This is a genomic window from Streptomyces sp. NPDC031132 (assembly GCF_055570595.1).
This window is the reverse complement of the sequence record NZ_JBVIGX010000003.1, coordinates 67,670-80,328: the sequence shown is the minus strand read 5'-3', so window position 1 is coordinate 80,328 and position 12,659 is coordinate 67,670. Positions and strand designations below refer to the sequence as shown.

The following is a 12,659-nucleotide window of genomic DNA, read 5'->3' as shown; positions in this document are numbered from 1 at the left end:
TTGCAGCAAATGCCCCCCCTCTCCCCCCCCCCCTCCCCCTCCCCCCCCCCCCCCCCCCCCCCCCCCCCCCCCCCCCCCCCCCCCCCCCCCCCCCCCCCCCCCCCCCCCGCCCCTGGTGGCGGGGCGCCCCGGTGTCACGCGTCCGCTAGGCGGCGCAGTACTGCGACTGCTTGCCGATCGAGCGGTACATGCAGTCCGCGTTCTCCAGCAGCTGCAGGACGGCGTCGCGGTTGCGTGCCGTCTCGCGGTCGATCACCTCGTCCGGCGGGTAGAAGCCGCCCCCGCCGCCCGTCTCGGACGGGTACATCTCGAAGGTGTAGGCGAAGATCTTCTGGTTGCCCCACAGCCAGTCGTCGATCGTCCCGTCCGTGATGTACAGGTCGCTCGACTGCTCCGGCGTGTAGCCGTTGCTGTGGGCCATGCTCGTGCCGATGGTCTTGTACACGGCGAGGTCGTCGGCCGTCAGGCCCGGCGCCGTGTCGTTGTACGTCCACCCGAACGGCCAGAGCACCAGCTCGCTGTACGTGTGGAAGTCGATGGCGGCGGTGATCTGCTGCTTGCCGCCGACCACGCGGCTGCGGACGAAGTCCGCGACCACCTTCACCTCGGGCCCGGACTCGGCGGCCGCACCGCGGTAGGTCTCGGAGCTCTTGCTGCCGCTGGAGCCGCCGCAGCAGCCCCACTTGTAGTTCCAGTTCCGGTTCAGGTCGGTGCCGACGTACGAGGAGCCCGAGTTCGGCTGCCGGTTCTTGCGCCAGGAGCGGTAGGAGCCGGTCGCGATGTCGTACTCGCCGCCGTCCGGGTTGAGGTCCGGCACGATCCAGATCTCACGGCCGTTGACCATGTTGGTGATCCGCGTGTCGCTGCCGTACTTGGAGCCGAACTCCTTGAGCAGGTAGAGCGCCATCTCGACGGTCAGGTGCTCGCGGGCGTGCTGGTGGTGCGTGAAGAGCACCTCGGGCTCGTTCTCGTCGGTCGCGACGTTGTCGCTGATCTTGATGGCGACGATGTCCCGGCCCTGGTACGACTTTCCGATCACCTTCTTGCTCATGATCGAGGGGTACTGCGCGATGCGCTGGTCGATCTCCGTGTTCGCCTCGGCGTAGTTGTGGTACATCGAGTCCTTGGACGGGAAGTCCATCGGGCTCGCCGCCACGCCCCGCTCGGAGCGGTCCGGCGGCCCGGGCAGCGCGGTCAGCTCGTATCCGAGCGCCCGCAGCTGCTTGGCCTGCGCGGGGTCGGCGCTGACGACGACCGAGCGGGCGTCGACCTCGTCGATCGAAACACCCGTACGGAGCAGGGCCGTTCGCTCGGCGGCCGTGGACGGGCCCTTGATCTCGTACTGGACGACGGACTCGTCCTGGGTGGCGGTGGACGGGGTGGGCGGTGGGGCCGCCGTCGCGCTCATGCCGTAGGCGGGTGCGCCGAGCGCGAGAGCGAGCAGGGCCGCCGTGACGGCGGCCCTGCGTCGGGTGTGGAGCCGCATGCGTTCTCCTGGGTGGGAGTGTGGGGGTAGCCGTGCGGACGCGCACAGCGTGCTCTCGTGGCATGTCCCGGTCAAGAACTGCATTCCGGCCAAATCTGCCGGACGGCCACCCGCCGGGACGGCCACCCCCACACGTACCGCCTAGGGCAGGCCGTGAACCTTCGGCCCCACCGCATTGGACCAAGCGCCACCCGCCTTGGCGTCCCAGTTGGTCGACCAGGTCATCGCGCCGCGCAGCCCCGGGTAGGTCTTCGAGGGCTTGAACGATCCGCAGTTCGTGCCCCTGGCCAGGCAGTCCAGGGCGTTGTTCACGATGGTCGGCGAGACGTACCCGCTGCCCGCGCCGCTCGGCGAGGCCGGGACGCCGATGCCCACCTGCGAGGGGTCGAGCCCGCCCTCGAGCTGGATGCAGGCCAGGGCGGTGAGGAAGTCCACCGAGCCCTGCGAGTAGACCTTGCCGTCGCAGCCGTTCATCGAGCCGCTGTTGTAGTACTGCATGTTGACGACGGTGAGGATGTCCTTGATGTTCAGCGCCGTCTTGAAGTAGCCGCCCGCCGTCGACTGCATGTCGATGGTCTGCGGGGCCATCGTGATGACGAGCGAGGAGCCGGCCTTGGCGGACAGCGAGCGCAGCGCCTGCGTCATGTAGGTCGGGTTGAGGCCGTTCTCCAGGTCGATGTCGATCCCGCTGAAGCCGTACTCCTGCATCAGCGCGTACGCCGAGTTCGCCAGGTTGTTCGCGGAGGCCGAGTCGCTTACGGAGATGGTGCCCTTCTCGCCGCCGATCGAGAGGATGACGGACTTGCCGGCCGCCTTCTTCGCGGCGATGTCCGCCTTGAACTGGGCCACCGTGTAGCCGCCGAGACCTGCCGAGTCGAGATTGAAGGTGATGGCCCCGGGCGTGGTCGTGGCGTCGGCGAAGGAGACGGCGATGATGTCGTACTGGGACGAGACGTCCGAGATCTTCTGGACGGTCGCGCCGTTGTTGAAGTTCTGCCAGTAGCCGGTCAGCGCGTGCTTGGGGACCGAGGGGTTCGGGTTCGGGTTCCCGCCGCCGGTCGTCGTGCCGGTCACCGCCGCCGACTTCGGGCCCTCGCCGGCCGCGTTGTACGCGCTCACCTGGAAGGAGTACGAGGTGGCGGCGGCGAGCCCGGTGATCTGCGCGGGGGAGCCGGACACGGTCCTGACGCGGACGCCGTCCTGATAGACGTGATAGCCGGTCGCCCCGCCGACCGCGTTCCACGAAAGGGTGAGCCCGGTCGCGCTCTGGCCGGAAACGGCGGTCCCCGCCGGGGCGCCGGGGACGGACGGTCCGGGGTCGGTGCCGCCGCCCCCGTCCGGGCCGAAGACGCTGAAGTCGTCGACGGCGTACGCGGGCTGCCCGTACCAGCCGTGCGTCCACACGGTGACCTGGGTGGTGTTCGGGCCCGTGGTGAAGGTGGTCGACAGCTTCTGCCAGCCGCCGCCCGAGCCGGGGGTCCAGGTGGACACGTCCTGCGTGCCGGTCCCGGTCGCGCCGAGGTACACGTACGAGCCCTGCACCTGCTCGCTGAGGGTGTACGTCGAGTTCGGCTTGACCGTGACGGTCTGACTGCACTGCGCGCTGTCCTGGCCCGCCGGGGTGCCCTTGAGGGCGGCGGCCCCGGCGTACACGGGCGAGGACACGACGGCCCCGCTCCCGGAGGTGCAGCTCCAGTTGGCGAGCCCGGACTCGAAGCCTCCGTTGCGGGCGACGTTGACGTCCGCGGCCTGCGCGGTGCCGGTGGCGAGGGCGGTCAGGCCGCCCGCGGTCAGGGTGGCGGCGCCCAGGAGGGCGAGCGAGCGTATGCGGTTCACGTGGTCTCCGTGGGGGGAGAAGGGGATGTGAAGGGGGTGGTGAAACAGGCGGAGGAGCAGGCGGAGGAACGCCGGGGGTCGTAAGTGGGGGAAACCCCGTCGGCGTTGGCGACGCGTTGGCCCCAAGTTGGTCCAGACCAATCCCCGTGTCAAGACTCTTTGCAATGTGGCTTGAATTGATCGGGCATCCGATCCCGGTTGTCCGGGTTTCCCGCCACCTGTGACAGGCGCCTGCAGCACGGGAATTCCCAAGGCCCTGCCCCGCCAGGGAGGACGCGGATATGGTGCTGGGGCAAGGGGGAAGGGCGCCGATCGTTTGCGGTCGCGCAGGGGTGCGCGTACGCGACGGCGGCGCCGACGTATGGGGCGTACGGGGTGAACAGGGGGATTCGCGTGCCGACCGCCATTGCCGTCACCAGCGCCGATCTGGTGCTGCCGGCCCCTGACCGGCACACACCGCCGGCCGTCGTGCTGCACCCGCCGGGACAGCTCGACCTGGCGGGCGCGCTCGCCGAGACGAGCGCCCTGCTGGAGCGCCACGGCCACCTCGTGGTCTTCGTGCCGCCCTGGCTGCCGACGGCGACCGTCCAGCGGCTGCACACGGTGCGGGCCATCCTGGAGACCGACCGGATCGCACTCCTCGACCTCGATCTGCCCCCACTGGCCACCGCCCTGCTGGTACGTCAGCTGCGCCAGCTCAGCGTCTGCGACTTCAGCCCCGGGGTCATCGCCTCCGCGGCCCGGCTGCTGTCCCACTACATCCACGCGGGGGCCCTGCTGGGCTCGGTCGCCAAACTGGACCGGGTCGCGGTCGGCCTCAAGGCCCACGCACGGTCGTGGTCGCCGCACGCGCAGTTCGCCGTACTGGCCCACCCGACCCCGCACCTGGTCAGGCTGAGCGGCTCCGGCGGCAAGGCCCACGGCGGGCGCGGCGGACACGCAGGGCACGGAGGGCGCGGCGGAGGCGGGCGCTCCGGGGGTGCCGCGGGCGCCGGGCTGCCGCCCGGCCCCGGTTTCGCGACCCACCTCACCTTCGCCCGCGGCCAGCTCGCCTCCGACTGGGTGACGGCCGAACTCGCCCCCGCCTGGCAGGTCCAGGGCGTGATGGAGAACCCGCTCCCGGCCGACTCGCCGATCTGGTGGGCCACGACGAAGCTCGTGGAGTTCGCCGCCGCCATCCCGGACCCGTCCGTGCTCTACCAGCTCGTCGCCTCCGTCCGGCGCGAGCAGTGCCACTGGTGCGGCCTCGAGCTCATCGGCGACCGCTGCGGATTCTGCGCCGCGCCGCTGGCCGCACCACCGCCGGCCGAGGGCGGGAGCCGGACGGCACCCCCGGCGTTCTCCGGCTCCCCCGGCTCCTCCCGACCAAGACACTGACCGGCCCGAACGAACGAAGAACGGCGAGGTAGTACGGCACATGAACTCACGCCAGCGCCGCGGCGTCATCCTGCTGCTCCTGTCGGTCCTGTGCGCCCTCGCGGCGTTCGGCGGGGTCCTCGTGGTGATCGGCGACGTCAATTCCAAGGTCGGGGCCGAGGTCGTCGCCTACCGCGCCAAGGGCGACATCGCGCCGTACAGCCCGCTGTCGGCGGGCCAGTTCGAGGAAGTCTCGATCCCCAAGCGCTGGCTGTCCGACACCGCCGTCACCGACCTCGGGCAGCTCAAGGACAAGATCACGCTCACCACCCTGCGCAAGGGCTCGCTGCTCCAGGCGGGCATGTTCGTCGACAAGCCGCAGCTCCAGCCCGGGGAGCAGGAGATCGCCATCATGATCGACGCGGCGACCGGCGTGGCCGGCAAGATCTACTCCGGGGCCAAGGTCAACATCATCGCCACCTTCAAGGGCGCCAAGGACACCGAGCCCTCGCGGTCGGTGATCATCGTGGCCAACGCCCGCGTCCTGAACGTCGGCAAGCTCACCGCCCTCGACAAGGACAGCGACAAGAAGGGCCCCGCCGAGGCGGTCCCGATCACCTTCGCCCTGAACACCAAGGACACCCAGCGCGTCGCGTACGCCGAGTCCTTCGCGGAGCACGTACGCCTGGCCCTGGTGGCCCCCGGCACCGACTCCGCGCCCGGCGCGAGCGACCGTACGTACACCCTCGACGGGGACAAGTGAGGCCCGGATGACCACCCGAATCCTCCCCGCGGCCGGCGACCCGGACGCCGCCCGCGCCATCTCCACCCTCCTCAGCCAGCTCCCGGCCGCCGAGCCGGGCGCCCCGGTCCCCGACTCCACCACGCTGCTGGACACCCTGGGGCGGCTGGCCGCCGAGTCCATCGACGAACTGCCCGAAGTGGTCCTCGTCCACGAGCGGATCGGCCCGGTGCCCGCGCTCGACCTCATCCGCGAGGTCGCGCTCCGCTTCCCGGCGGTGGGTGTGGTCCTGGTGTCCTCGGACGCGGGCCCGGCGCTGTTCTCCGCCGCCATGGACTCCGGCGCGCGGGGTCTGATCGGGCTGCCGCTCGCGTACGAAGAACTCGCCGCCCGCGTCCAGGCCGCCGCCCAGTGGTCCGTGGGCGTACGCCGCCACCTGGGCCGGGGAGCCGACGTGTTCACCGGCCCCGGTGGCAAGGTGGTCACCGTCACCGGGGCCAAGGGCGGCGTCGGCACCACCTTCACCGCCGTGCAGTTCGCGCTGGCCGCGGCCGCCGCCGGGCGGCGCACCGCCCTGGTCGACATGGACCTCCAGGCCGGCGACGTCGGTTCGTACCTCGACGTGCAGTTCCGGCGCTCCATCGCCGACCTCGCCGGCATCCACGACATCTCGCCGCGGGTGCTCCAGGACGCGGTGTACGACGACCGGACCGGGCTGGCGCTGCTGCTGGCCCCGGCCGACGGCGAGCGCGGCGAGGAGGTCGACGAACGCGCCGCCCGGCACATCGTCGGCGCCCTGCGCAGCCGGTACGAGCTGGTCGTCATCGACTGCGGCACCCAGGTGACGGGCGCCAACGCGGCCGCCGTGGAGATGGCGGACGTGGCGGTCCTGGTCACCACCCCGGACGTGGTCTCCGTACGGGCGGCGAAGCGCCTGGTCCGGATGTGGGAGCGGCTCCAGGTCCGCAAGGCGGAGGACACCGCGATGGTGGTCAACCGCTGGAGCAAGCACACGGAGATCCAGCCCGCGCTCATCGAGAAGATCACCAAGACCCGGGCCACCCGGACCCCGGTGCCGGCGGCCTTCAAGGAGCTCCAGGCGGTCGTGGACGCGGGACGGGTGCAGGACCTCGACAACCGCTCCAGCGTGAAGCAGGCGCTGTGGACACTGGCGGGCGAACTCGGCCTGCTGGCACCCCCGTCCACGGCAGAGACCGCGGCCGCGGCCTCCGGAACCCCGGGCGCGGCACTGGCCGTACGGGCCCCCGGCCCGGTGGCGCGCCTGCGGGGCGGCGACCGGGGCGCGGCGGGCCCCTGGCTGCGCCGCAGCCGGGAGGGCTGACGGATGCCCGCGCGGAGACCCGTCCGCGCCGCCCGGGCAGACCGCGGCCAGGTGGCGATCGAGTTCGTCGGCATGGTGCCGCTGATCCTGCTGCTCGTGGCGGCGGTGTGGGAGTGCGTCCTGATCGGGTACGCCTTCTCCCTGGCGGGCAACGCGGCGGACGAGGCGGCCCGGGTCGGCGCGGTGCACGGGGGCGGGGCGTGCGATGCCGCTGCGCGGCGGCACGTCGGGGGCGCCTGGAACATGAGCGTGGACTGCGGTGAGTCGGGCGACGTCTACAAGGCGACCGTGAGGCTCAACCTCCCGGTCTTCTTCCCGGGCCTGGACATCGGCACCCCCATCACGGGCGAGGGCGGCTCCGCGAAGGAGAAGGAGTGACGTGAACCGGAAATGGCGCTCCGCGGACCGGGGCCAAGTGGCCCTGGAGTACATCGGCTTCATCCCCATCCTGCTGTTCGTCGCCCTGTGCGGGATCCAGCTCGGCTGGGTCGCGTACGTGGAGCAGCAGGCGGACACGGCCGCCCGTACCGCGGCCCGCGTGGAGGCCCGCAAGGGCGAGGGCGGGGAGGCCGCCGGCAAGGCGGCGATCCGGCCGAGCCTGGCCTCGCTCGCGCAGATCGACGTGGCCGAGACGTCCGACGCCGTCACCGCGACGGCCCGCATCACGGTCAAGTCGATCGTGCCCGGCCTGGACTCCTACACGGCAGAGCGGACGGCGATCATGCCCAACGACGACCCGAAGGTGACCGGACCATGAGCCTGCGTTCCCGGGTCAACACCCCCGACGACCGGCACAGTCCCCGCGAGGACGGCCGGCTGGTCTCCGCGTACCGGGCGAAGTTGCTCGAGGAGATCGACCTCGCCGAGATGTCCGCGCTCGCGCCCGCCGAGCGCCGGGCCCGACTGGAGCGCGTACTCGGGCACATCATCAGCCGTGAGGGGCCGGTCCTCTCCACCGTCGAGCGGGCGCAGCTGATCCGCCGGGTCGTGGACGAGGCGCTCGGCCTCGGTGTGCTCGAACCGCTCCTCGAGGACGCCTCGATCTCCGAGATCATGGTCAACGGCCCGGACCAGATCTTCGTCGAGCGCGCCGGCCGGGTGGAGCAGCTGCCCCTGCGCTTCGCCTCGCACGAGCAGCTGATGCAGACCATCGAGCGGATCGTCTCCACCGTCAACCGCCGTGTGGACGAGGCCAATCCGATGGTCGACGCCCGCCTGCCCAGCGGCGAGCGCGTCAACGTGATCATTCCGCCGCTGTCCCTGACCGGGGCCACGCTCACGATCCGCCGCTTCCCGCGCGCGTTCACCCTGCACGAGATGATCGGCCTCGGCTCGCTGGACGAGCAGATGCTCCTGCTCCTGTCCGGCCTGGTCCAGGCGAAGATGAACGTCATCGTGTCGGGGGCCACCGGCACCGGGAAGACCACGCTCCTCAACGCCCTCTCCGGCCTGATCCCGGAGGGCGAGCGGATCATCACCATCGAGGACTCGGCGGAGCTCCAGCTCCAGCAGGCGCACGTCATCCGCCTCGAATCCCGCCCGGCGAACGTGGAGGGCAAGGGCCGGATCACCATCCGTGACCTCGTACGCAACTCCCTGCGCATGCGCCCCGACCGCATCATCGTCGGCGAGGTCCGCGGCGGCGAGACCCTCGACATGCTCCAGGCGATGTCGACCGGCCACGACGGCTCCCTGGCCACCGTCCACGCGAACAGCGCCGAGGACGCCCTGATGCGCCTGCAGACCCTCGCCTCCATGTCCGAGGTGGAGGTCCCCTTCGAGGCCCTCCAAGACCAGATCAACAGCGCGGTGAACGTGGTCGTCCAGCTGACCCGCTTCGGCGACGGCTCGCGCCGCGTCACGGAGATCGCCATCCTCGACTCGCACGGCCGCGAGCCGTTCCGCATCACCACCGTCTGCCGGTTCGCCGCCCAGCCGATGGGCCCCGACGGCCGCGTCCACGGCTACTTCGAGTACTACCCGCTGCCGCGCCGGATCGCGGACCGCCTCTACATGAACAACCAGCCGATCCCGCAGGCCTTCGGGGTCGCCCTGTCCGACGACCAGCTCGCCACCCGCATCACCCGGACCGCCCTGTGAACCCACTCGTCCTCCTCACCCTCGGCGCCACGCTGCTGGCCTGCGTCCTCGTGGTCGCGGGCGCCCACGCCTACGCCGCCGGCCGCGCCCAGCGCGCCGCCCTCATCGACCGCCTCGCCACGGACGGCGCACCGGCGCCGGCGGGCCGCAGGCGCCGCTTCCCCGGCGTGGACCGGCGCCTGCGCAGGACCGCGCTGGGCAAGCGGATCGAGGTGAAGCTGGCCGTGACCGGCCTGGACCTCACCCCCGGCGAGTTCTTCGTCTACATGCTGATGTCCGTGGCCGGCGTCTGGCTGGTCGCGGCGAGCTTCCTGGCCCCGTTCTTCGGCCCGGTGGCCGGGCTGATCGGCCTGTGGGCGGCGGACGCCTTCCTCAACTGGCAGCGGGCGCGCCGTACCGAGCGGTTCATCAACCAGCTGCCCGAGCTCGCCCGCATCCTCGCCAATGCCACCCAGGCCGGGCTGGCCCTCCGTACGGCCATCGCCATAGCGGCGGAGGAGCTGGAGGCTCCGGCGGGCGAGGAGCTCGCGCGCGTCGCCGACCGGCTCGCCGTCGGCCACTCCATCGAGGAGTCCCTCGGCGAGATCGCCGAACGGCTTCCCTCCCGCGAACTGGTCGTCCTCGTCTCCACCCTCGTCCTGTCCGCGCGCGCGGGCGGCGCCATCGTCGGCAGCCTGCGCAACCTCACGGTGACGCTGGAGCAGCGCAAGGAGACGCGGCGCGAGATCCGCACCCAGCTCTCCCAGGTGACGGTGACGGCCTACCTGGTACCGGCGATCGGACTCGGCTCGCTGCTGCTGGTGAACGTGATGATGCCGGGCGCGCTGGACCGGATGACCGGCGCGTTCATCGGCCAGACGGCGGTGCTGGTGGCGATCGGGCTCTTCACGCTCGGCTTCGTCCTGATCCGCCGCCTCTCGAAGATCGACGTGTGAGGGGGCGACGGACATGACGGCTCTACTGCTGGCCCTGCTGCTGGGGGTGTCGGTCTTCGGCGCCTTCCACGGCATCCGCCTCTACCGCGCCGAGACGAAACTGCCGAGCGACCTGGCGCTCGCCCTGGAGGTCGGCGCCACCCGTACGACGGCCGTCGGCTCGGCCGTCGACCGGCTCGGCATCCGCTGGGCGCCGCTCGTCCTGCGCCTGATGGGCCCGAACCGGGTCGCCCGCAAGCGCCGCCAGATCGACCTGGCGGGCAACCCGGCGGGCCTGACGATCGACCGGTACGCGGCGCGCCGTGCGGTGTACGGGTTCCTGGGCGCGCTCGGCGCGTTCTCGATGCTGATCAACGGCCAGCTCGTACCCGCCCTGCTGATGGTCGCGTTCGGCCTGTTCTGGATCGAGGTCGGCCTGTGGTCGGCGATCCGGGTCCGCCGCGACCACATCGAGCGGACGCTGCCGGACTTCCTGGACGTGCTGGCGGTCGTGGTGAGCGCGGGGCTCGGCTTCCGTCAGGCGCTGGAGCGGGTGGCCGCCAAGTACGAGGGCCCCTGGTCGGACGAGATCCGGATCACCCTGCAGCAGATGGACATGGGCGTCAGCCGCCGCCAGGCCTTCGACGAGCTGCGCGCGCGCAACGACTCCGAGCAGGTGGCGCAGTTCGTGACCGCGCTCCAGCAGGGCGAGGAGCTGGGCTCGCCGATCGTCGAGACGCTGATCGCGATCGCCGAGGACATGCGCCGTACGGACGCCCAGAACGCCCGGCGCCGGGCCGCCCGGGCCGTCCCGAAGGCCACGTTCGCGGTGACGATGTTCATGCTGCCGGGCACGCTGATCCTGCTGGTCTGCGGCTTCGTGTACGGCGCGGACGTCGACTTCGGCGCGATGCTCGGGGGCGGATGAGCCATGGCGGTCCTCCACATCCCCCTGGCGGACTCGGCTGCGCGGGGGAAGGCGCAGCGCCGGGGCGGCGCCCCCGCTCCGACGACCGCCCCGACCCCGTCCCTCACCCTCCAGGCGAACGCCCTCCAAGCCCTGTGCCGCCGCGTGTTCGCGTTCCGGATGGTGGTGATCGGCCTGGGCGCGCCGCTCGCACTGGGGCGCACGGCCCGCGGCGGGCCGACGTACCTCGTGGGCGGCGCGATCCTGCTCACCTTCATGCTCTCGTACGTGCTCTTCCGTGACTGGGAGCGCTTCGGGCCGCTGCTGCTGCGCCACCGCTGGCTGCTGGCCCCGGACATGGCGTTCTGCGGGCTGCTCCTGGTCACGGCCACGCCGGACTCGCCCCTCGGCTTCGCCGTGCTCTGCACACCGCTGCTGGCCGGGCTGGTCCACGGGTGGCGCGGCTCGGCGGTCCACGCGGCCCTGGCGGCGGCCCTGGTGGTGGCCGTGGGCGGCGGCGGACTGACCCTGCCGGTGCTGTGCCTCCTGGCGGGCGCGGCCGGCGCCTCGCTGCGGGACCTGCTCTTCCGCTTCGGCGCGGCGAGCCAGGCGCTGACGGAGACACGGGCCCGGCTGGCGGCGGCCGAGGCGGTGCGCGCCGAACGGGACCACCTGGCCCGCGAGATGCACGACTCGGTGTCGAAGACCCTGCACGGCCTGGCCCTGACGGCGGACGCCCTCGCCCGCACCTCGGATCCGGCGGCCCTGCGCCGCCAGGCCTCCTTCCTCTCCGGCGCGGCCCGCGCGGCGGCGGCGGAATCCCGCGCACTGCTGACGGACCTGCGGCGCGAGGCGGACGCGCCGGGGGTGTCGCTGTCGGGGGAACTGCGCCGCCTGGTCGGCGCGGACGCGGAGCTCCGTACGGCGGAAGTCCTCCCGGTGGCTGCGCCCGGGGTGGCGCACCACCTGCTGTCCATCACCTCGGAGGCCCTGGAGAACGCCCGCCGCCACGCGGGAGCCTCGCGCCTGCTGGTCGCGGCGGCGGTGGACGGGGGGGACCTCACCCTGACCATCGAGGACGACGGCTGCGGCCTCCCGCCGGATGCCCTGCACCGCCAGGGCCGCTTCGGGCTGCTCGGCATGACGGAACGCGCGGCGACGATCGGCGCCCGCCTCCACATCGGATCCCGGCCGTCCGGCCCCGGCACCCTGGTCCGCTTGGACCTCCCGCTCGCGGCCCTGACCCCGGAGGGGAGCCCGTGATGCCGCTCCGCGTCCTGATCGCCGACGACAACCCGGTGGTACGGGCGGGCCTGGCAGCCCTCTTGGCCATGGCCGGGGACCTGGAGGTGGTGGCCCAGGCATCGGACGGCCGCGAGGCCCTCAGCCTCACCCGCCGGCACGCCCCGGACGTGATCCTGCTGGACGTCCGCATGCCGGGCGTCGACGGCATCTCGGCGCTGCCGCACCTCGTACAGCTGGCGCCCGTACTGATGCTGACGTACAGCCAGGAATCCGAGATTGTCCGAGAAGCCCTTCTCCTGGGCGCCGGCGGTTACCTGGTCCACGGCGAATTCACGCCCGAGGACCTGGTCCGAGCGGTCCGCGACGTCCGCGAGGGCAGGGCCCAATTCACGACGACGGCGGCGAGCGCACTGCTCGCGGACCTCCGGACCTCTTCGCAACCGCAACGATCTGTGGCACGCTCTTCTGAGCGACTTCACAACACAGTTCTCTTCGGGCTGAGTTCGAGGGAGGTGGAGATCATGGATCTGATCGCGTCCGGGATGAGCAATCAGCAGATCGCGGCCACCTGCTTCATCAGTGAGAAGACGGTCAAGAACCACATCAACCGCATCTTCGCGAAGCTCCAGAGCACGAGCCGCAGCGAGGCGATAGCGCGCTGGCTGGGAACGGCCCGTCCAGGGGTGACCGGCCATGGGTAGACGGAGTGCGCAGTGGGTCCGTAATTGGGC

12 protein-coding genes are annotated in these 12,659 nt (G+C 71.9%); 10 read left to right on the top strand and 2 right to left on the bottom strand.

Annotated features, from left to right (window positions below):
• Window positions 1-145 precede the first annotated feature (145 nt).
• Entirely contained in the window at window positions 146-1,486 is a 1,341-nt protein-coding gene (locus ACZ49B_RS06155; RefSeq protein WP_468300911.1) for a M14 family metallopeptidase, read from the bottom strand.
• A gap of 141 nt (window positions 1,487-1,627) precedes the next feature.
• Window positions 1,628-3,322: a chitinase gene (locus ACZ49B_RS06150; RefSeq protein ID WP_468300909.1), complete on the bottom strand. Its 1,695-nt coding sequence runs from the start codon at window positions 3,320-3,322 to the stop codon at window positions 1,628-1,630.
• 393 nt (window positions 3,323-3,715) lie between these two features.
• Between ACZ49B_RS06150 and ACZ49B_RS06145 the strand changes: the two genes are divergently transcribed.
• The 10 genes from ACZ49B_RS06145 to ACZ49B_RS06100 are packed head-to-tail and all read left to right on the top strand — an operon-like array spanning window position 3,716 to window position 12,629.
• On the top strand, window positions 3,716-4,699 hold the full coding sequence (locus ACZ49B_RS06145; RefSeq protein WP_468300907.1) for a hypothetical protein: 984 nt from the start codon (window positions 3,716-3,718) through the stop codon (window positions 4,697-4,699).
• 40 nt (window positions 4,700-4,739) lie between these two features.
• Window positions 4,740-5,441, top strand: coding sequence for a Flp pilus assembly protein CpaB (cpaB, locus tag ACZ49B_RS06140; protein WP_468300905.1), 702 nt, complete (start codon window positions 4,740-4,742; stop codon window positions 5,439-5,441).
• A gap of 7 nt (window positions 5,442-5,448) precedes the next feature.
• The gene (locus ACZ49B_RS06135; RefSeq protein WP_468300903.1) at window positions 5,449-6,762 is read left to right on the top strand and encodes an AAA family ATPase; all 1,314 of its coding nucleotides are present in this window, start codon (window positions 5,449-5,451) and stop codon (window positions 6,760-6,762) included.
• 3 nt (window positions 6,763-6,765) lie between these two features.
• Window positions 6,766-7,140: a TadE/TadG family type IV pilus assembly protein gene (locus tag ACZ49B_RS06130; RefSeq protein WP_468300901.1), complete on the top strand. Its 375-nt coding sequence runs from the start codon at window positions 6,766-6,768 to the stop codon at window positions 7,138-7,140.
• Between the two features lies 1 nt (window position 7,141).
• The gene (locus ACZ49B_RS06125) at window positions 7,142-7,519 is read left to right on the top strand and encodes a TadE/TadG family type IV pilus assembly protein (RefSeq protein ID WP_468300899.1); all 378 of its coding nucleotides are present in this window, start codon (window positions 7,142-7,144) and stop codon (window positions 7,517-7,519) included.
• Window positions 7,516-8,862, top strand: a complete 1,347-nt coding sequence (locus ACZ49B_RS06120; protein WP_468300897.1) for a CpaF family protein — start codon at window positions 7,516-7,518, stop codon at window positions 8,860-8,862. Before ACZ49B_RS06125 ends, ACZ49B_RS06120 begins: the two co-directional genes overlap by 4 nt.
• A complete protein-coding gene (locus tag ACZ49B_RS06115; RefSeq protein ID WP_468300895.1) occupies window positions 8,859-9,797 on the top strand; it encodes a type II secretion system F family protein in 939 nt (312 codons plus the stop codon). The genes ACZ49B_RS06120 and ACZ49B_RS06115 overlap by 4 nt, the downstream gene beginning before the upstream one ends.
• A gap of 13 nt (window positions 9,798-9,810) precedes the next feature.
• Window positions 9,811-10,704 carry a DUF5936 domain-containing protein gene (locus tag ACZ49B_RS06110; protein ID WP_053786263.1) on the top strand — a complete coding sequence of 298 codons (894 nt, stop codon included), beginning with the start codon at window positions 9,811-9,813 and terminating at the stop codon, window positions 10,702-10,704.
• Between the two features lie 3 nt (window positions 10,705-10,707).
• Window positions 10,708-11,946 carry a sensor histidine kinase gene (locus tag ACZ49B_RS06105; RefSeq protein ID WP_468300892.1) on the top strand — a complete coding sequence of 413 codons (1,239 nt, stop codon included), beginning with the start codon at window positions 10,708-10,710 and terminating at the stop codon, window positions 11,944-11,946.
• Complete coding sequence (locus ACZ49B_RS06100; protein WP_468300891.1) at window positions 11,946-12,629, top strand: response regulator; 684 nt, start codon at window positions 11,946-11,948, stop codon at window positions 12,627-12,629. The genes ACZ49B_RS06105 and ACZ49B_RS06100 overlap by 1 nt, the downstream gene beginning before the upstream one ends.
• Window positions 12,630-12,659 lie beyond the last annotated feature (30 nt).

Coding starts and splice junctions, on each gene's coding strand:
- ACZ49B_RS06135 (WP_468300903.1), top strand. CDS start 5,449: ATGACCACCCGAATCCTCCCCGCGGCCGGCGACCCGGACGCCGCCCGC.
- ACZ49B_RS06155 (WP_468300911.1), bottom strand. CDS start 1,486: ATGCGGCTCCACACCCGACGCAGGGCCGCCGTCACGGCGGCCCTGCTC.
- cpaB (WP_468300905.1), top strand. CDS start 4,740: ATGAACTCACGCCAGCGCCGCGGCGTCATCCTGCTGCTCCTGTCGGTC.
- ACZ49B_RS06120 (WP_468300897.1), top strand. CDS start 7,516: ATGAGCCTGCGTTCCCGGGTCAACACCCCCGACGACCGGCACAGTCCC.
- ACZ49B_RS06110 (WP_053786263.1), top strand. CDS start 9,811: ATGACGGCTCTACTGCTGGCCCTGCTGCTGGGGGTGTCGGTCTTCGGC.
- ACZ49B_RS06130 (WP_468300901.1), top strand. CDS start 6,766: ATGCCCGCGCGGAGACCCGTCCGCGCCGCCCGGGCAGACCGCGGCCAG.
- ACZ49B_RS06105 (WP_468300892.1), top strand. CDS start 10,708: ATGGCGGTCCTCCACATCCCCCTGGCGGACTCGGCTGCGCGGGGGAAG.
- ACZ49B_RS06100 (WP_468300891.1), top strand. CDS start 11,946: ATGCCGCTCCGCGTCCTGATCGCCGACGACAACCCGGTGGTACGGGCG.